This window comes from Blautia stercoris (genome assembly GCF_054657695.1).
On record NZ_BAAHYF010000002.1, the window covers coordinates 1,291,510 to 1,312,554 of the forward strand.

The 21,045-nt window shown below is 39.8% G+C and carries 12 protein-coding genes and 1 riboswitch; of the genes, 8 read left to right on the forward strand and 4 right to left on the reverse strand.

Features of this window, described 5'->3' with window-relative positions:
• Positions 1 to 23: 23 nt before the first annotated feature.
• Positions 24 to 533 (forward strand): Gx transporter family protein, encoded by a 510-nt coding sequence (locus ACYQ2D_RS15755; RefSeq protein ID WP_330600472.1) that lies wholly within the window; start codon positions 24 to 26, stop codon positions 531 to 533.
• 68 nt (positions 534 to 601) lie between these two features.
• On the forward strand, positions 602 to 4,315 hold the full coding sequence (locus ACYQ2D_RS15760; RefSeq protein ID WP_459786121.1) for a penicillin-binding Tp47 domain C-containing protein: 3,714 nt from the start codon (positions 602 to 604) through the stop codon (positions 4,313 to 4,315).
• A 123-nt stretch (positions 4,316 to 4,438) separates the two neighbouring features.
• Here ACYQ2D_RS15760 and hydF read toward each other — a convergent pair whose 3' ends face one another.
• From hydF to ACYQ2D_RS15775, 3 genes are all read right to left on the reverse strand, one after another.
• Positions 4,439 to 5,653, reverse strand: a complete 1,215-nt coding sequence (gene hydF / locus ACYQ2D_RS15765) for a [FeFe] hydrogenase H-cluster maturation GTPase HydF (RefSeq protein ID WP_459786123.1) — start codon at positions 5,651 to 5,653, stop codon at positions 4,439 to 4,441.
• Between the two features lie 136 nt (positions 5,654 to 5,789).
• Positions 5,790 to 7,217, reverse strand: coding sequence for a [FeFe] hydrogenase H-cluster radical SAM maturase HydG (hydG, locus tag ACYQ2D_RS15770; RefSeq protein ID WP_117457816.1), 1,428 nt, complete (start codon positions 7,215 to 7,217; stop codon positions 5,790 to 5,792).
• Between the two features lie 30 nt (positions 7,218 to 7,247).
• Positions 7,248 to 7,496: a TM1266 family iron-only hydrogenase system putative regulator gene (locus tag ACYQ2D_RS15775; protein WP_022303432.1), complete on the reverse strand. Its 249-nt coding sequence runs from the start codon at positions 7,494 to 7,496 to the stop codon at positions 7,248 to 7,250.
• A 321-nt stretch (positions 7,497 to 7,817) separates the two neighbouring features.
• Between ACYQ2D_RS15775 and ACYQ2D_RS15780 the strand changes: the two genes are divergently transcribed.
• Genes ACYQ2D_RS15780 through ACYQ2D_RS15790 form a run of 3 tightly spaced genes read left to right on the forward strand, consistent with a single transcriptional unit; the run spans position 7,818 to position 11,876 of the window.
• Complete coding sequence (locus tag ACYQ2D_RS15780) at positions 7,818 to 8,297, forward strand: complex I 24 kDa subunit family protein (RefSeq protein ID WP_022303433.1); 480 nt, start codon at positions 7,818 to 7,820, stop codon at positions 8,295 to 8,297.
• A complete protein-coding gene (locus ACYQ2D_RS15785) occupies positions 8,294 to 10,174 on the forward strand; it encodes an NADH-ubiquinone oxidoreductase-F iron-sulfur binding region domain-containing protein (RefSeq protein WP_459786126.1) in 1,881 nt (626 codons plus the stop codon). Before ACYQ2D_RS15780 ends, ACYQ2D_RS15785 begins: the two co-directional genes overlap by 4 nt.
• A gap of 13 nt (positions 10,175 to 10,187) precedes the next feature.
• Positions 10,188 to 11,876 carry a [FeFe] hydrogenase, group A gene (locus tag ACYQ2D_RS15790; protein ID WP_022303435.1) on the forward strand — a complete coding sequence of 563 codons (1,689 nt, stop codon included), beginning with the start codon at positions 10,188 to 10,190 and terminating at the stop codon, positions 11,874 to 11,876.
• 160 nt (positions 11,877 to 12,036) lie between these two features.
• On the opposite strand, the gene ACYQ2D_RS15795 is transcribed toward ACYQ2D_RS15790, so the two are convergent.
• The gene (locus ACYQ2D_RS15795) at positions 12,037 to 13,227 is read right to left on the reverse strand and encodes a tyrosine-type recombinase/integrase (RefSeq protein WP_459786127.1); all 1,191 of its coding nucleotides are present in this window, start codon (positions 13,225 to 13,227) and stop codon (positions 12,037 to 12,039) included.
• Positions 13,228 to 13,349: 122 nt separating this feature from the next.
• On the opposite strand from ACYQ2D_RS15795, the gene ACYQ2D_RS15800 reads away from it, so the two are divergent.
• From ACYQ2D_RS15800 to ACYQ2D_RS15810, 3 genes are all read left to right on the forward strand, one after another.
• The gene (locus ACYQ2D_RS15800) at positions 13,350 to 13,520 is read left to right on the forward strand and encodes a hypothetical protein (protein ID WP_459786129.1); all 171 of its coding nucleotides are present in this window, start codon (positions 13,350 to 13,352) and stop codon (positions 13,518 to 13,520) included.
• Positions 13,488 to 13,684: riboswitch (cobalamin riboswitch) on the forward strand. It overlaps the preceding gene by 33 nt.
• A gap of 290 nt (positions 13,685 to 13,974) precedes the next feature.
• Positions 13,975 to 14,850, forward strand: coding sequence for a hypothetical protein (locus ACYQ2D_RS15805; RefSeq protein ID WP_459786130.1), 876 nt, complete (start codon positions 13,975 to 13,977; stop codon positions 14,848 to 14,850).
• A gap of 90 nt (positions 14,851 to 14,940) precedes the next feature.
• Positions 14,941 to 20,871: a DUF4430 domain-containing protein gene (locus tag ACYQ2D_RS15810; protein ID WP_459786131.1), complete on the forward strand. Its 5,931-nt coding sequence runs from the start codon at positions 14,941 to 14,943 to the stop codon at positions 20,869 to 20,871.
• The last annotated feature ends 174 nt before the right edge of the window (positions 20,872 to 21,045 follow it).

Sequence of the window (21,045 nt, forward strand, 5' to 3'; positions counted from 1 at the left end):
CGATCGATGACAGGAGGAAATTTGTGAGTAAAAAAATTTCACTTTGTGCCATGTTAATTGCACTGGCTATGATTTTTAGTTATGTGGAAGTATTAATTCCATTTAATTTTGGAATTCCCGGAATCAAACTTGGAATTGCGAATCTGGTAATTGTAGTCGGTTTATGTTTTTTGAAACCACACGAAGTATTCTTGGTTTCTGTTTTAAGAATCCTTCTTGTGGGAACCTTATTTGGAAATGGAATGTCTTTGATTTACAGTATTGCCGGTGGAATGTTTAGTCTGGCAGTGATGCTGATTTTGAAAAAAGCCGGTGGATTTTCCATTTTAGGAATCAGTGTTGCCGGAGGTGTGGCTCACAATATCGCACAGCTTGCAGCGGCAATGCTTGTAGTGAGCAACGTTCATTTGATTTATTATTTACCGGCACTATTAATTGGCGGGGCTGTCACCGGCACTTTAATTGGAATTACGGCAGCAAAAATCTGGGAATGTTTGCGCTTATCAGGAAAAATAGTTCCCATTAATCACTAATTTTTTTTGATTAAAAGTTAGAAAATGCTAACTTTTGATAGATGCTATAACATTAAAAGGAGGAACCTATGAGCAAAAAAAATGAATTTCAAACTAAAGCACTGGCAGCTGTGATGACGGCATCTATGGTAACAGGAATGGCACCGGCATCTGTTTATGCAGCAAGTGGAGAACAGGTGGCAAAGGATGGTACTTATACTCAGACAACACATGTAAAAGACGGTGATGAGGATGGATGGTCAGAGTATGATGTCAATGTAAGTCTTACAGTAGAGAACGGAAAATTTAAAGATATTACTGTAACTCCGTCAGCATCTTACAATGATGAAAGTAAAACTTACTTAAACTGGGCAGTAGATGCGAATACATCGAAACGTGTGGGAATCCGTACCAAACTATTGAATCAGAGTGCAACAGAAAGCACTATTAACAGCTGGGACACTGTATCGGGAGCGACATATACTTCAAAGGCAATCAAAGAAGCGGCACTTGCAGCAATTAAGAGTGCACCGGCAGCGGATGCGGAAGTAAAGATTGATACAACAGCGCTGGAAAGTGCAATTGCAAAAGCAGAGGCATTACAAAAAGACAGCTATACAGAGGCTTCCTGGAATGCAATGCAGACTAAGTTAACAGCAGCAAAAGATGCACTGACAAAGAAGGAATCGCAGGATGCAGTGACAACAGCAGTAAGTGAATTAGAGACAGCAATTTCAGGATTGGAAGCAGCACCGGTTACTCCAACAGAAAAAGTAGAATATGTTTTAATGAACATTCCGTATGCTGATTTCTATGCATCCGAATTAAATAACAGTGTAGCAGTTGACTCCGTTTCTTCCGCAACCTTAAACAAGACAAGAACAAGCAGTATGGTAGGCGGTTCTTATCATGTAAGCCAGGGCGGAGAAGATATTACGGGTATTGTATTCCCGGTTAAAGTTCCGGAAGGAATGGATTTATCTAAATTTAAACAGGTAACAGATTCTGACTCTGTAACCATTTCCGTAACAAACCGTGGACAGACAAAAGAAACAACTTATACAGGAAAAGATGCATTATTTGAAAATGCAAGCTATTCTTATTATGTACTTTCCGAAGCACCGGCTTACTACAAAGAAGCAACGGTAGATGCAAGCGGAAATGTAAGCTTTAGAAAAGTACAGGGCACCGTAAATAAAGTAAGTGGTGTAACAGGAGAATTTAAGACAACAAGCAAATATGGGGATTATCAGCTGAATTTAGATGGAATTACATTTGATACCGATGAAATCAGTGCCGTTGTATTCAGCACGAAAGAAGGTCATGACTATGGTATGCGTCATCTGGAAAATGTATGGAAAGGACACAAAATTGCATGGTGCACCGGATTTACTACAAGTGTACATGGCTGCCCGACTTCCTCTGCACATTATGCACAGATGATGGGAGAAACCATCGATAAAGTAACTTATTATACAACAAATGGTATCTATGAAATGGATTTAGATGACATTTATGTTCCGGTAAAAACATCTGCCACTTTATCTGTAGATAATGCTTTTGTAAAGAGCGGAGAAACAAAAGTGAATTTTGAAAATCTGCCGTCTGATTTTGATGCAGAATACAGTGTAGAAGGACTGGATGCCAAAGTTGAAAATGGAGTGCTGAAATTCAACAATGCAGCAAAAGGAAAATACACTTTAGTTGTAAAAGATAAAAAAGGAAAATATGCAGATATGAGTGCGGACTTTATGCTTCAGACAGAAGACATGCCTGCAACTTATGATGCAGAAAAGACAGCGCTTGTAACAGCAGAAGGATTTAAAGCAGAAGACTTACAGGAATATGTAAAGAGTATTACAAGTGTATCTGTAAATGGAACAAGCTATGCAGCAAGCGGACGTGGCGCAACTGTCATTGTAAATGAAGATGGAAGCATTAAGACAGATGCAGCACCATTTGCAAACGGAACAGGAGATTATCAGATTGTAGTAAGTGCAACCGGATACAAAGATTTAGAGTTTACTTATACAGTAGCAGCTTCTGAAGAGGAATACAAATATGTATATGCAGGATTAAGCTGGGCAGAGTACTGGGCATCTGAAGGAGTCTACCTTGCAGCTGGAAACAGTCTTACCTCTTCATCTGATGTAGCAGACAAAAAAGGTGAATTAGATAAAGGTGCATTTGATACTGTATCAAGAGCAACAACAAACCACGGTCTGCACAGAGGAAGTTATCAGTGCACAGCCGTTATCTATGATACAGACGGAAAAGAATATCCGGTATCTTACTGGAATAGTTCTTCTGAAGCAGTTTTAACAGATGGCAGAGTGATTACATTTAGCAAAGGAACAATTACTTATACCGAAAATGGTGTAGAAAAAACTGCAACCATGAAAGACTATGAAGTCAAAGGAATCAAGTATGTACCGGTAAAAGTAAAAGCTTCTGATTATGCAGAATTTAGCAAACAGTATCAGGTAGTCGAAAATGCCGGAACATTAGCAGGTGGTTTCTCTGAAAAGAATTTGCAGGCTTATACAGAAACAGCAGAAGTAACTGATAAGACGAATGGCTTAAAAGAAGCAACGAAAAACGCTGACGGAAGCTTCAGCTTTGGTGCAAGAGTAACCGGAAGTGAATCCGGATTAAAAGATAACGCATTAAAAGTTGCAGAAGGAATCGAACCAGAAGTAAAAAAAGCAAATGGTTCTTATGGTGAATTCTTACGAGTAGACTTAAATAGAAACTATGGTGGACTGGGAGCAGGAATGTATGCAACCCGTTGGACATATTATGGAAATGACAGTACTTATACAACAGCCCTTGCAAGCTATGGAACCAAATTTGCAGCAGATAACTGGATGCATAAATCCATGGGAATCCAGCTTGGTTTAACCGATTCTCTTCGTTGCCAGTTACCGTCAGGAACAGACGGAACCGGATACTGGGAATTAACCGTATACGCAATGGGATATGAAGATTACACTTACAAATTCCAGGCAACCGAAGAAAACATTGTAAAACCAGAAGCAGGCGAGATCTCAACAACGGAATTAGAGGCAGCAATTGCAAAAGCAGAAGCATTAAACGAAAGTGATTACACAAGCGAATCCTGGGCATCCATGCAGACAGAATTACAGGAAGCAAAAGAGGAACTGGCAGCAAAACACAGCCAGGCAACTGTTGACGAAGCAACCAGCCACTTAAATGCAGCAATTGAAGCACTTGTAAAAGCAGAAACACCGGCAGAAGTTAACACAACAGAGCTTGAAAAAGTAATTGCATCTGCAAAAGCATTAAAAGAAGCAGATTACACAAGCGAAACCTGGAGTGCATTAAAAACAGCACTGGAAACAGCAGAAAGTGCACTGGAAAAGAAAGAGTCTCAGGAAGCAGTAGATAATGCAGCAAAAGACTTACAGACAGCGATTGATGGACTGAAAAAAGTAGATAATTCTAATAAAGGTGACGACAACAAAGATAATAACAATAAAAACAATAACAATAAAAACAATAACACCACAAATACCAGTACAACCAATAAAGGTACTACAACAGGAACATCTACAACCAATAAAGGAACTACAGGTACAACTGCTACAACAAACAAAGGCACAACAAGCACAGGAACAACAGGAAGTAAATCTACCGGAACTACTTCTACAAGCAGCAATGCAAAGACTGGTGACCCGACAAGTATCTGGGGATGGATTAGTCTTGCAGTAACTTCTATGGGAGTTGGCGGATTTTCCTGGAAAGCAAGAAAAAAATCAAGAAAGGATGAAGAAGAAAAGTAAAAAAGAACACGGTTAAAAATGCAAGGTTGTTCTACTCCAAATAAAATAACCTCTGTAAAGGAAAAAGCCGGATGTTTTCTCGATAAGAGAGCATTCGGCTTTTTCTTTTGAGATAAAAAAATTTTAAAGGAAATCTTTCACAGGCTCAAGACTTCGATTTAAGATTCCATTGATATAAGCAATACAAGTTCCATAATTGGTAATTGGAATTTTGGCATCTTCGGCACATTTTAAGCGGTATTTCATTTCCCGTTCATTTAACATGCATCCTCCACAGTGAACAATCATTTTATAGGAAGATAAATCCAGAGGAAATTCTGTTCCGCTGGTAAATTCAAATTCGACTTCTTTTTTCGTATAACTGCGAATCCAGTTCGGAAGTTTTACTGTTCCGATATCATCGCACTGGCGGTGATGGGTACAGCCTTCTGAGATCAAAATGCGGTCTCCGTTCTTTAAAGAATCCAGTGCAGAAGCTCCATCAACTAAAGTCTTTAAATTTCCCTTGTAGCGCGCAAATAAAATAGAGAACGAGGTCAGTAAAATATCATCCGGTGTAACTGCAGATACTTTTTTAAAGACCTGACTGTCTGTAATCACCATTTTAGGCTTCTTTCCAAGTGAGTTTAATGTCTCTGCCAGCTCGGTTTCCTGTACAACGATTGCACTTGCCTTTGCTTCTAAGACATCACGAATGGTCTGCTGCTGAGGAAGAATCAGCCGCCCTTTTGGTGCGGCAGAATCAATCGGAACAACAAGTACAACAAAATCCAGAGGGTTTAATAAGTCTGCGACGATAGATTTTTGAATGGTATCTTGTGACGCTTGTTGTGCAAGCAGTTCTTTTAAGTCATGAATGTGCTCCCCGGTTTTGGAACTGACTAAAATGGCAGAATCTGAATCTGGAAGCGGTAAATCTTCTAAGTTACAGTTTGGACAGATATCGGATTTATTTACTACAATTACGCAAGGAATTTCTTTTTCGTGGATTCTTTTTAAAATCTCAGAATCTTCTTTTGTGACACCAAAGGAGGCATCAATTACAAGTACGGCAATATCCGTTTTGTTTAAAATCTGATATGCCTTTTGAATACGCAGTGCCCCGAGTTCTCCTTCATCGTCAAGTCCCGGAGTATCAATGATAACGACCGGACCTAAAGGAAGCAGCTCCATTGATTTTAAAACAGGGTCGGTAGTTGTGCCAAGTACATCGGATACAATCGCATAATTTTGTCCGGTAATGGCATTGATCAGGCTTGATTTTCCTGCATTTCGTTTCCCGAAAATGCCGATATGAGTACGATTTGCCGAAGGGGTTTGATTTAAATTAGTTGTCATAAAATCTCCTTTGTAGACGTGTCTGATTCTCCATCTAATACGTTAGCGTCGCTCACCGTAGAACCCACTACGCTTCGTTCCGCTGCCTTGTATAGGAAGAATCATCCTACGTCAATAAAATGGAAAATACGTAAAGTTAGAATCGGAAATCATTTCCTGTTCCATTTTCAATATCCTTTAAGTGTTCCACTACGAGATTGCGGATTTTTTCTTTTGGAATATTGACCAGTTCTTTTTCAATTAAGGCATCACCAACTGCTTTGGTTTCTGGAGAAGCGTAGTCTACCAGATATTCTTTTAAGGTCATTAAGGCATTTGGATGACAGCAGTTTTGAATCTGCTGGTTCTTACAAAGCGACATAAAACGGTCTCCGGTACGGCCTTCTCTATAACAGGCAGTACAGAAACTTGGAATATATTCCATATCCATCAGCCATTTGACAACTTCATCAAGACTTCTGGTATCGCTGACATCAAACTGTGCGGAGCTTTCATCCTCCGGTTCTTCTTCCGCATAACCGCCGACACTGGTACGGGAACCGCCACTAATCTGAGAGATACCAAGGTGAAGCACACGCTCTCTGCATTTCTGGCTTTCTCTTGTGGAGACAATCATTCCGGTATAAGGGACTGCGATACGGATACAGGCTACGATTTTTGCAAAGGTATCATCACTGATTCCATTTGTAAAAGAAGAAGCGTCGATATCATCCGCGTTACGCAGACGAGGCACACTGATGGTATGAGGACCGACACCGAATCTTGCTTCAAGATGTTCAGCATGCATTAACAGTCCGGCAAATTCATAACGGTATTTATCAAGACCGAATAAGACACCAAGACCGACATCGTCAATTCCACCTTCCATTGCACGATCCATCGCTTCAGTATGATAGTTGTAGTCATGTTTTGGTCCGGTTGGATGAAGTTCCAGATAACTTTCTTTGTGGTAGGTTTCCTGGAATAAAATATAAGTTCCGATACCGGCTTCTTTTAATTTACGATAATTTTCTACGGTTGTAGCGGCAATGTTGACATTGACACGGCGGATGGCTCCGTTTTTATGTTTGATGCTGTAAATGGTTTTGATACATTCCAGAATATATTCAATCGGGTTATTTTTTGGGTCTTCACCGGCCTCAAGGGCAAGACGTTTGTGACCCAAATCCTGTAAAGCGATAACTTCTTTTCGGATTTCATCCTGAGTCAGTTTCTTTCTCGGAATATGTTTATTCTTTGCATGATAAGGACAGTAAGTACATCCATTGATACAATAGTTGGAAAGATAAAGCGGAGCAAACATAACAATACGGTTTCCATAGAAGTCTTTTTTGATTTGCTCTGCCAGGTGATAGATTTCCTGGTTTTTTTCCTCAGATTGACAGGCAAGTAAAACAGAAGCTTCACGGTGAGTCAGACCTTTTCTTAGTTTCGCTTTTTCAAGAATCGAGTCGATTAATGCTTCATTATTTTTATTCTCGTCTGCATAAGCAAGAGTTTCTAAAATTTCCTCATGGTTAATAAATTCATCCGCAATTGTGGATGCCGGATTGTAAGTATACATTTTTAATTCCTCCATATAAAATGATAGTGATTAACTTTTGGTGTAGATTGTTTTACTACTGACGCCGGGCAACATTCCGATTTTTCCGGAAAGAGAACTAATGATATCATTTGGAGCATCAAGGGCGACACTGATAATGGAAATATTTTTTTCCCGGTAAGGGACTCCCATTCGTCCAATGATATAAGAACTATACTGGCTGAGCAGATGATTGAGTTTTTCAACAGAATCATGAGAAGTAAGAATAATTCCAAGTAAAGCAATTCTGGTGTCCTGCATGTTAAAAAATCCTCCTTTCTTTGACAATAAAAGAACAAAAAAAAATCTGCGCAAAAGCGCAGACAGACGAGTCAATGATACAGAATTATACACATTGATGCCTTCTTGCGCAGGAAAAACCTTAACAATCAGTAATAATGTCAGAAGTAGTATAACACAAAACTGGTGAAAAAGTAAATGATATTGTGAAAATAAATACAAATTGATAAATTTTAAGAAAATAATTGTGCAAAATGTGAAAATGGTGTATAATATAATCATTGTAACACAGAAGAGGTGGAAATAATAAATTTAAAAATATAAAAAACAAGGAGGTATTGTATGTTAGACCAGTCATACTACGAAGTGGCGGACAAAATCATTGAAAAATATGGTAAAAAACCGTCATCACTCATTCCTGTTATGCAGGATATTCAGGCAGAGTACCGCTATCTGCCGGGAGAACTTCTTACTTATACCGCAAAACAGATTGGAGTAACCGAAGCAAAGGCTTACAGTGTTGCAACTTTCTATGAGAACTTCTCTTTTGAACCAAAAGGAAAATATGTGATTAAAGTCTGTGACGGAACCGCCTGTCATGTGCGTAAATCCATGCCAATTCTGGAAGAACTGTATAAGCAGTTAGGATTAGGCAAAAAGAAACACACCACCGAAGATATGATGTTTACAGTTGAAACCGTTTCCTGTCTCGGAGCTTGTGGACTTGCTCCTACTTTGATGGTAAACGAAGATGTTCATCCAAAAATGTCACCTGAAAAAGTGATTGAGCTGTTGGAAGAATTGAGAGGTGAAGGCGCATGACAATTACGAATAGAGCGGAACTTGATAAATGCAGAGAATCAGCAGAAAAGCAGTTAAATGCTTATGACTGCCGTATTTTAGTCTGTTCAGGCACCGGCTGTATTGCAACCGGTTCCGAAAAAATTTATAAAAAAATGCTGGGAATCGCAGAAGGCGCACCGGGTGTTACCATTGAATTTGGACCACATGATGAGAAAGAACATGTGGGCGTAAAAAGAACCGGATGTCAGGGCTTCTGTGAATTTGGTCCGCTGGTAAGAATCCAGAAAGGTGACCATGTCATTCAGTACATAAAAGTAAAAGAAGATGACTGTGAAGAAATCTTTGAAAAATCCGTTGTTGGAGATGAAGTGATTGAACGTCTGCTTTATGCAAAAGAAGGTCAGTCTTATGTGCAGCCGGATGAAATTCCGTTTATTGCAAAACAGACCAGAATCGTCTTGGAAAACTGTGGAAAATTTGATGCAGAATCTTTAGATGAATATATGGCAGCCGGCGGTTTCAGCGCTCTCGAAAAAGCATTGTTTGAAATGACGCCGGAACAGGTTGTAGAAGAAGTCGATTTATCCGGTCTTAGAGGTCGTGGAGGCGGTGGTTTCCCTGCCGGTAAAAAATGGAAACAGGTCGCAAATCAGAAAGTAAAAGAACGCTATGTCGTATGTAATGGTGACGAAGGTGACCCTGGAGCATTTATGGATGGTTCCGTAATGGAAGGTGACCCGTTTAAGTTAATCGAAGGTATGATGATTGCGGCTTACGCAGTTGGTTCAAGCGATGGATATATTTATGTACGTGCAGAATATCCGAACTCTGTAGCAAGACTGCATCATGCAATCGATGTTATGGAAGAGAAAAATCTGTTAGGAGAACATATCTTAGGCACAGACTTCAGCTTCCACATGCATATCAACCGTGGAGCTGGTGCATTCGTTTGTGGTGAAGGTAGTGCGCTGACCGCTTCCATCGAGGGAAATCGTGGTATGCCAAGAACAAAACCACCAAGAACCGTAGATAAAGGTTTGTGGGCAAAGCCAACCGTATTAAATAATGTAGAAACTTATGCAAACGTACCGAAGATTATCTTAGAGGGACATGAATGGTTCCGCACGATCGGTACAGAGGGAAGCCCTGGAACAAAGACCTTCTCCTTAACCGGTTCAATCGAAAATACAGGACTGATTGAAGTACCGATGGGAACAACCCTTCGTGAAATCATTTATGATATCGGTGGTGGATTAAAGAACGGTTCTGAATTTAAAGCGGTACAGATTGGTGGACCATCCGGTGGATGTCTGACCGAGAAACACTTAGACGAACCACTTGACTTTGACTCCGTTAAAAAATTCGGTGCTATCGTAGGTTCCGGTGGTCTGGTTGTTATGAACGTCGACACCTGTATGGTAGAAGTAGCCCGTTTCTTTATGAGTTTCACCCAGCGTGAATCCTGTGGTAAATGTACTCCTTGTCGTGAAGGTACCAAGAGAATGTTGGAAATCCTTGAAAAGATTGTAGCAGGAAAAGGGGAAATGGAAGACTTAGAGCGCCTCGAAGAACTTGCAGAGATGGTAAAAAGTATGTCTCTCTGCGGTCTTGGAAAGAGTGCACCACTTCCGGTACTGAGTACCATTCGTATGTTCCGTGATGAATATGTAGAACATATCGTAGATAAGAAATGTGTTTCCCATACCTGTAAGGCAATGCAGAATTACTATATTAATCCGGATAAATGTAAAGGCTGTACCAAGTGTGCAAGAAATTGTCCGGTATCTGCAATTTCAGGAGAAAAGAAAGCACCACATGTAATCGACAATGCAAAATGTATCAAGTGCGGAAGCTGTAAAGATAACTGTAGCTTCGACGCAATTGAAATCAGATAGGAGGACAAGGTATATGGGAATTATGACAATCGACGGCAGAAAAGTTGAGTTTACCGACGAGAAAAATGTCCTTTCTGTCATTCGAAAAGCTGGAATCAATGTTCCTACTTTATGCTATCAGCCGGAGCTTTCCATTTATGGAGCGTGCCGTTTGTGTACAGTAGAAGATGAGAGAGGTAAATTATTTGCCTCCTGTTCAGAAATACCAAGAGATGGTATGGTAATTTATACTAATACCAAGAGATTAAAAAAATATAGAAAAATGATTGTAGAGCTTTTGCTCGGAGCACACTGCAGAGATTGTACGTTGTGTGACAAGAGTGGAAACTGTGTGCTTCAGGATTTGGCTTACCGCCTTGGCGTAAAAGAAGTACGCTATGAAAATACAAAAGAAGAACAGCCGTTAGACTGCAGTTCTTACTCTATTATCCGTGACCCGAACAAGTGCGTATTATGTGGAAACTGCGTACGTGCCTGCCGTGAACTTCAGGGTGTGGAAGCACTTGGAATCGCATTCCGTGGAACAGAAGCAACGGTTATGCCGGCATTTAACAAAGGTCTGGGAGAAACAATGTGCGTAGGCTGTGGTCAGTGTAGAGTAGTCTGTCCGACAGGCGCAATTACCATCCGTTCCGATATCGATGCAGTATGGGATGCACTCGAAGACCCGGATACCAGAGTGATTGCACAGATTGCACCGGCAGTGCGTGTGGCAGCAGGAGACGCATTTGGACTTCCAAAAGGAAAGAGTTCTATGGGTAAAGTGGTAAGTGCACTTCACCAGATGGGATTTGACGAAGTTTACGATACCGGATTTTCTGCTGACTTAACGGTTATGGAAGAATCCGCAGAGTTCTTAAACCGTGTGAAAAACGGTGGAAAACTTCCACTTATGACATCCTGTTGTCCGGCATGGGTAAAATTTGTGGTAGACCAGTATCCGGATTATAAAGACAATATTTCTACCTGCCGTTCCCCGCAGGGAATGTTATCCGCAGTTGCAAAAGAATGGTACCGTGATCCGGAAAGAGCAGAAGGCAAACGTACTGTGATGGTATCTTTCATGCCTTGTACCGCAAAGAAGATGGAAATCAAACGTCCGAACAGCTTTACAAAAGGAGAACAGGATACCGATCATGTGCTGACTACAACCGAACTCGTTCGTATGATTAAGAGTGCGGGAATCGACTTTGCAAATATGGAATGCGAAGAACCGGATATTCCATTTGGAATGGCTTCCGGCGGTGGTAAAATCTTTGGTGTTACCGGTGGTGTAACAGAAGCAGTGCTTCGTCACCTTGTACCGGCACACGATACCGAAACCTTAAAAGCAATTTCTGAATTTGGTATGCGTGGAGAAGAAGCAATCAAAGAATTTACAATTCAATATGAAGGAACCGATATCAATATCTGTGTTGTAAGTGGACTGGCAAATGCACACGAAGTATTCCGCCGTATGAAAGCAGGAGAAGCAAACTATCATTTAATTGAAGTGATGGCTTGTAAAGGCGGATGCGTTATGGGTGGCGGACAGCCTGTAAAAGCAGGAGAATGTGTAAAATCTGTAAGAACCGAAGGACTGTATGAAGTAGATACCGAATCTGCGATTAAAGTATCCGATGATAATGCGGATATGGAGAAATTGTATGCAGAGTTCTTAAATGGAAAGACACATGAACTGCTCCATAATGAAGGATATTAAAAAAATAAAATAAAATAAAGTGAAGTAAGATAAAATGCGAAGAGGTCGATGAAAGTGAAAGCTTTTGTCGGCCTCTTTGTTTTCTCCTAAAAAAAGACGAAAATAGTATTTTTTGGTTCTAAAATTCGACCTGTTGCATATATTAATAAAAAGAGACATCTTAGATTCTTTCCATCCAAGAAGTTACCCCTGTTTCTACCATATTTTCCTGTCGTTTCGGATAATTTTGACTAGTTTCCTGACGATTTATAATTTCCGAATCCGGAAACCGCAGGATAGTGATTTGGCTTTGCTTGAAACTCATGGACAGATGAACATAGCGGTCCATTGTGATTTTGACAGAAGAATGTCCAAGCATCTCACTTAAAGCCTTAATCTGCATCCCGGATTCCACACAGCGAGTTGCGAACGTGTGACGCAATGTATGAAAATGAAAATCCCGGATGCCACAACTTTTTAAAACCTTTTTAAAACGGCTGGTCATCGTCCGAGGCTCTATGGGAGACGAATTTCCGGATAAAAGATAGTCTGATGGATAACAACTTTTTTCAAGTTTTTCTAAAATCGGAATCATCTGAGGATGCAGAGGAATAGTCCGTTCTCGTTTGTTTTTGGGTGAACCAAGATATAATACCGTCTTAGGTTCTCCGAAATATTGTTCTCTATTTTGAATTCGCTGAAGAGTGTGACGGATATGAAGTACCTGTTCTTTCAAGTCAATGTCCGCCCAGGTAAGAGCACACAGCTCACCAAGACGAATTCCACTGAACAATGCAAGCTGAATTCCGACAGTAGTTAAGGAATCCTTAGATTTTAGATATAAGAGAAAATCATAAGACTCACTGTCAGAAAGAACATCGAGAGGATGCTTCTCCTGATTAGAAATCGGATTTTTACATAAAATCGGCAGACTATTTTTTGTATGCTTTAAGCTTCCGTTAATAATCGTATTGATGGTATGCAGAGAACTTCCAGAAAGACTTTGAGCCAGATGTTCCACCAGTTTATTATAAGTATCCTGATGAATTTCATGTACATAGAGCGTGTTCCATTCAGGAAGAATATACTTCTCCAGAAAATTTTTATACTTGATATAGGTCGCTGGCTTCCAACGCCTGGAAGAATCTGCTAACCATTTGTAAGCAGAATCCGAAAATAAAGCAGTAGAAATCGTTGTTTCATTTGACAAAGTAAGCATTTTTTCATAATTGTTTTTCAGAAAAAGAACTTTTCTGTAAGTCGATGCATACAGATACTTGAAATGTGGACGGCCATTAGACTTTTTTCCAAGAAAGACTCGTGCTTCCCAACGTCCGTCTTTTCGTTTATAGATGTTTTGACCTGTTCTCATAAGAGACCTCCTTGATTGTGAAAATTTGACAAGCTTTCTGACGGTGATTAGAAGTGAGAATGTTAAGATATCGTTAAAAGTGCATAAGAAAACTTTGCAAATAGCTTAAGAATTTAAGAAAAATGTCAGAAAACATTGACAAAATTATGAATTACAGTTATTATAAGACATGTAAAGGCATCTTAGATGGAAAGAATCTAAGATTACCGTGCAACAATCCTATTAGTATTATGACAGGATTGATAGAATTTAATACAGAAATGTTGGAAAATGTGTACGCTTATAAGTATTGATAATACTTAGAACGGAATCCGGTTAGAATCCGGAGCAGATCCTTTCCCTGCTGTAAGGACAACGAAAGATGTAAAAAGTCACTGAATGAATCAGATTTGGTAAGACACATCGAGTAGGTTAATTGGTCCTGAGCCAGAAGACGGAGCGTAATAAAACATTCCCGATATTTAAGAAAATTCGGAGGCCAGGAACGAATTGACTGAAGCATAAGAATAAACAGTACCCTTTATTATCTGATTGAATAGAGGTGGAATATCTGTAGTTCGATGATGAGAAATCAGTTCGTATGACCTTTCGGTTGTACGGGCTTTTTTTATTATCATGACAGACAGCAAAAGGAAGGAAAGTGAAAAAGTCGTGATAATGAAACCTTACAGTCGCACAGTGGAAAATAAAATACTCCCCACGCTGTGATGACTTAATAAGAGGGAGAAAAAATGGAGGTATAAAACCATGCAAACAAAAAAAGTAGTTTCAGTATTATTAGCAGGAGTAACAACACTGTCTATGGCTATGCCGGTATTGGCAGCAAATGGTGACCCGAATCTGGTAGTAACATCAGATACTCTGTATTCTACACCAATCGAAGCTAATTCTAGCGTAACACTTGGATTAATGCCAGCAAACGCTTATTATCAGAGAACTGGTTTTGATTCAGAAGATGCGGCAAAAAGCGGACTGAAAGTTGATAGTATTAATGCTGGAAAAGGTAAAATTATTGAAAATTATGCGTATGGTGCTAAGGAGACAGCAGATGGTTGGGCTGGTACAGTAACAATTACTGGTGCAGCTGGTCAATATGGTCCAGCAAGCTTACACATCGTAAATACCAATAATGAAAGTGCCGGAATCGATATGACGGTGTATGTAGAGGCAGAAGAGACGCAGAAGGATGTAAAAGCTTCGTTAGTTAGAGCTATTGATTTGAGAAGTGATAAAGTTATAAATGAGACAGCAAAGAATGTAAATGTAGCAGCTGCATCTAAAGACGCAGATAATCCATTTAAAGATTCTGAAGGAGCTGCACAGAGTTATCCGACAGCAGGTGATGCGTTATATAGTCTGGCAGAAGCAAATGAGATGAGCTTTGAACAAAATGGTGGATATGTACAGTCAGTAACAAATGCAGATGAAAGTACTCTTAAAGCATATACAACTGAAGATTGGACTTATTATGGCTGGAATTATTGTGTTGTTCGTGATGGTAAAAAAGTAGCAGAGGGTGATATCGTAAGTGCTTCTGTTCTTGAAGTAGAAGAAGGAGATAGTGTTTATTGGGCATTTGGAACAATGAACCAGGCAAATGCATATTTTGATAAATTAAACTAAATAAAATAATAATTGGGTACGGAGATGGTTTGGGCGGAAAATACGCCTAAACCATCTTTTTTTAGAAATAAATAAATGGAGAATATGAAAATGAAAAAAATACTCCGATATCTACTATTTGTAATGTGTTTGTTGGGAATATTGAGAGTAAATGTTTATGCAGCAGAAAATACCGATAGGATAATTAATCTTACAGGTATCAGTAATGTAAAAATATATACAGCTGATAAAAAACAGGAGATTGAGGTAAAAGATAAGAGTTTTATCGTAGCCCCAGGAGAATATTGTTATGAATATGTTGGGGATACGAGTTCAAATGGAGCTGGCGGATATTTTACAGTAACAGAAGATACAACAGAATTGAAACTTGCATTTGTTACATTTAAACAAGTATCTCCACAGCATTGGCTGGATGAAGAATATCGATGGGGATATCTTCCTGACCTTGGTACATTGACATTGCATGATGAAAAACAACAGAAGGAATACTGGCATGCCACGGATGATGTGTATAATTATATTGTTCTTGATTGTGGCGGCGACAGTTATTATAATTTTAAATTTACACCTTTTGATGAAAATTATCTTCCTATTGAAGGACATTTTTATGTTTATGGAGAGGCAACATTTGAACCATTAAATCTTTCAGATAACGGGAAAATTCCTTATTTAAAAAAGAGTTATATCACAGTCAAAGCTCCAGTAGATATGGAAGTTTATACTACCTGGGAATTAAAGTTTTATACAGCTAGAAACTGGAAGTCCTATACTCCTTTTAGGACAGAAGATGGGTATAATTATTACAAAATTCCAGAAGGCTTTACCTATATGATGCGTCAGGAAGGAAAAGTAACTCGTTATACCAAGAATCTGAATGGTGAATGGAATGATGACCATACTGAAGTAACGGTTGCTTCACTTGAAGATAAGCCGACACAGATACACAGGGAACAGGAAAAATCGGGAATCTATGCCAGCATGTTAACAAATCTTCCAGAAAATAGTGAGATTGATTTGAATGTAGGTGAATATTTTGATTTAGTACCGTTACGTGCATGGCAGGCAGTAGAAAATGGTGTAGCAAATGCTCATAACGATCCAGACTGGCATTATGTGGTAATTGGTGGAGATGAAAGTGTTGCGTCTGTTGAAGTAACAGAAGATGATAAAATTGGACAGTTTGGTCGAATTCATGCAAATGGGGAAGGCACGGTTCTGGTTGCTTTTTATTATGATGCGGTAGAGACTGCTTCTATTACAAGTGGAACAGGAAGTTATATTTATAGTGCATTACTGCCGGAATTGACTGGAATTGCAGTTGTGCATGTTGGAGAAGAGGAGACACAAACACAGATAACTTCTAATATCGATATGATAGAGGGACGTACCGTTTATTATCTTAAAAGTCAGACAGGAGCAGATGGCGTTACGCAGGAGATAAGTGATTCCGTGGAATATACGTTTACTCCTACAGCAACAACAGGAGAAAATCCAGAAAAGATTACTTCTGTGCGTGTTCATAAACCAATTACTGTAACAGATGGTAAACTCAGTGAAAATCCGACGAAATGGTTAGCAGATAGTTCCTGGAAAACTTATCAGGCAAATGAAACAGAGGATGGAAAGCAGAGTTATACAATTCAATTGTCCGAAGGAAGAAATATTGTGGAGATAAAAGCAGGAGATGCAACCAGCTATCATGTGATTCTTGCCAGAGGATTGGACATTACAATTAATAACGTGTATCGTCCTGGAAAAACTCTGGAAGTTGGAGATACTGCAAAGATAACAATGGAAAATATGATTCCTCCATTATTTAAAATGTCGGCAATCTATAATCCGAGTGGTGTGCAGTTTGTATGTAAGACAAATGGAGTGGATTATACAACTTCGTTTGGACAATATATGGCAGGTAGTAGTTTTATAGTGAGACTACAGGATGAAGATGTAGGAACTTACCAGATTACAGATGGTGCGTTGACAACAAGTGCTTGGGGAACAGTAGATGGTGCGCATCGTAAATTAACTAGAAATTCTATGGGAAAATATTGGAACGGTGGAGATAATCCTAACATTGATTATGGAAAGATGGCATATATTCCAAAAATTTCTTTTGAAGTTAATTCTAATGAAGATTCTGAAGAAAGTGCAAATCGTTCGGCAGGTTTGTTAAAAGCTTTGGCTGCTACTGTAGATAAAAATGGAAGTCCTATAGTTGATGGTGCAGGAGCATGGTTTGCGACAACTTCAAAAGAAGTTGGGAGAAATGGAAACTGTGGAGTATCGTTAGATGATGATTTTGGAACAGGACAAATCTATGCACAGGTGGGCGCTGATTTACTTCAAAAAGATGATAAGGCTAAATTGCTGGTTAGATATTGGTTAGGAACAGAGAAAGAGAATGCAATTGTACAGGAAATGGATTTTTCTGAAGCGCATCTAAAAACAAATAGCTTCGGAGGGAAATTTTGGCAAATAGTTGGAAATCCATTGATATATTCATGTGATGATATATCTGCAGTAAAATCAAAAGATATACAGGTAGAAGTCATTGTAATACCTGAGAATGGAAGTCCGATGACTTATGCCAGACATTTATATGAAGGTGGAAAACAAAAAAGAGGAACATTTATTCTGAATGACATAAAAATTTCATCAGCAGAAGGAAGTGGTTCACTTGGACGTTGGGATGGAATTTTAGAAGCAGATGATGTTGAGTACAAGGATTCTGAAGGTAATATCGTTACACAAGATTTGGGATATGGATTTATTGGAACAGAAGAGCATTTTAATACATCTGTGCCAAATGAGACAGACAAGATTCAGGTAAATGTTGAAGGTGCTATATGGAATAATCAAGAAGTTATAAAAAGTTATACCATTTCCCTGAATGGAACAGAATATCAATCCGATGAAGCTATCCCACTGGAAGTTGGTGTCAACAAATTAACCGTAAACTGTAAAGCAGCAATCGGAAAAGACAGTAGTTACACCATCGACGTGACTCGTCGTTCTCCTTCAAAACAGACAACTTTTGAGGTTCCAGAAGGTGCATCCGTACTTGTAATGCAGGGCAGTAAGACCATGAAAGCCAACGAGGATGGAACTTACACGCTTGAAAACGGAACTTATACTTACTATGTATCTAAGAGTGGATTCCTGACCAAGACAGACAGCTTCAAAGTAACAGATGAAGAAACCAATCCGGTTATCCGTATAGAAAGCTTAGAGGCAGTTCCGGCTCAGTCTGGAACCGTATCGGTACAGCTTGCAGGTCAGAGTACGGTATTCTGCCCGACAACGGATGTAGCCATTTCACAGGAAGCAAAAGATTTGGCAGCAAATCGTTATGTCTTATATAACCATGGCGGTTACACGGTACTTCATGCATTGTTAGATGCAGCCGATGCAAGCAGAGCAGGCTTTGAGTGTTACAGAGGTAAATTTGTACTTACCGGTGATTCTATTACAGAAAGTAACGGAAAGAAAGCCAGCTGGATCTGCAAGGTAAATGGTGTGGTATGTGATGATCCGGCCAATACATTAGCATCCGACGGAGATAAGGTTGAATTCTTCTATAGTTCTGGATGGGATGGCATGAAAGATGCACATCTGACACCGGAAACAAAGAGTGTCAACCGTGGAGAAACCCTGACCTTGACATTAGCAGGAGCAGGTGTTTCCGAAAATGATGCAAAGGCAGAAGCCATTGCCGATGCAGAGATTTATGAAGGAAGTAAACTGATTGGAACAACCGATGAAAATGGACAGCTTCAGGTAGAAACCAATACCCTTTCTTTAGGAACGCATCGTTTTACAGCTGTCAAGAAAGATAAAGACGGTCACAATCTCTTAACTGCAGTGATGAGTTCGATTACCGTAAATAAAGTAAGTGACCCATCCGCAGACCCGAACAAGACAGTTGTTACATTCCGTCTGATTGGTGATACCAAACACGGAGAAGAGGGAAGTGACAACGAAGCCGTTCATGCTTATACGACATGGATTGCAACCGGTACTTACAGTTTTGACCAGTCAGAAGTAACGGTTGGTGAAGTGTTTAAGACTGCATTAGAGGAAGCGGGACTTTCTTATGTAGGAATTGAAAACAACTACATTAGTTCCATTACCGCACCGGAAATTTATGGTGGTTATGAATTAAAGGAAATGGACAACGGTAAAAATTCCGGCTGGATGTATACCGTAAACGGAGTACACCCGGACAGAGGCTTAAATGAATGGTATGTAACCACAGGTGATGAAATCGTATGGCATTACATCGATGACTACAAAGTAGAACAGTCTGATATGAAAGACGAGTCCGGATTTGCATCAAGTGGCAATGCATCTACCTGGAATAAATGGTTAGAAGCGTTGGATGAAACACCTGGTGCAAGAGAACGTGGTGAAAAGGTCGAAAATCAGATCAAGCAGATTGATGAAACCATTGAGCTTACAGATGAGTGTGAAGCAAAGATTACCACAGCACGTAAGGCTTATGATTCCCTTACCCGTGAGGAAAAGAGATATGTAAGCAATTACGATGTGCTCTTAAAAGCAGAGGAACAACTGGCAGCCCTTAAGAAAGAAAAGGCAGACAAAGAAGCAGCGGATGCAGTCATTGCTCAGATTGATGCGCTTCCGACAGCCGAAAATGTGACTCTGGAACATCAGGAAGCAGTTGACGCTGCAAGAGATGCGTACAGCAAGCTGACGGATGACCAGAAGAAACTGGTTTCTAAGGAAACAACCGACAAGTTGGAAAGTGCAGAGAAGAAGATTGCACAGTTACTCGAAGAGCAGGCAGCGGATTTGGTATTAGAAGAGATGAATGCGCTTCCGTCCAAAGACAATCTGACGCTGGATGATGAAGTGGCTCTTGCAGGTGCAGAGGCACACTACAATGCATTAAGTGATGCTCAGAAAGAATATCTGAATGGAAAAGCACCGGAAAGTGTTGCAAAACTTGGTGAATTAAGAACGCAGTTAGAAAAACTGAAAAAGGATGCGGCAGACAAAGCGGCAGCCGATGCAGTGACAGAAAAACTCAATGCCCTTCCGTCCGAAGAGGATGTGATGTTCCAGGATGAAGCAGTACTGAAACAGGCAAGAGAAGCTTACGATGCTCTGAGTGAAGACCAGAAGAAGTTTGTTTCCGGTGAAGCGTATGACAAACTGGAAAAGGCAGAACAGAAACTCGAAGCATTAAAAGCAGAAGCCGAAGCGGTAACAAAACAGATTCAGGAACTTCCGGCAGTTGGAGATTTGAAACTGGAGGATGCAGAAAAAGTATCTTTGGCAAGAAGTGCTTATGATGCATTAAATGCAGACCAGAAACGTCAGTTGACAGAAAGTGGAGTAGTGGATACACTGTTAACCGCTGAAAACCAGATCAGCTTACTCGAGAGAGAAAAAGAAGAAGCAGAAAAAGTGGCACAGCAGATTAACAGTCTTCCGGAAGTAAAAGAACTGAAACTGGCAGACAAGACCGCAGTGGAACAGGCAAGAAAAGCGTATGATGCTTTAAGTGAGAGCCAGAAAGCAATGATTAAAGATGCAAAAACGGCACTTGAGGAGCGAGAAGCAGAAATCAAACGCTTAGAAGAGCTGGCAAATAATACCGATAAACCGGACCCGGGCAACAAAGATGATAATAAGAAAGACGACAACAAGGATAACAACAAAGATAATAACACATCAACGACCGATAAGAATAACAACAAGGGTTCTGGCACAACAACTGGTACAACAAACAAAGGCTCAAATACCACAACCGGTACAGCAACCAACAAAGGAACGCAAAGTGGAAGCACGAATAAGACAACAGGAACTCAGGCACAGACAAGCAGCAGCCAGACAACAGGCAGCAGCAGTGCAAAGAGTGCGAAGACAGGGGATGAAACCGATTTCCTTCTTCCAATGGCAGGACTGATTAGTGCTTCTGGTGTATTTGCAGGAGTGGTTCTTTATTACAAGAAGAGAAGAAAAGACACAGGAGTAGAGAAAAAAGAAGAAAAATAAAATTTTGAATCAATACTCGAAATGAAATGCGAAAGGGTCAATGAAGGCAAGGCTTTCATTGGCCTTTTTGTTTGGTAAAGAAGTGAAAGGAATTGTCAAGTAGAAAATAGTGTGCTAAAATATCAATGATACAGTTAGAAAAAAAGGCAGATGCCTGTAAAAGATAGAGAATAA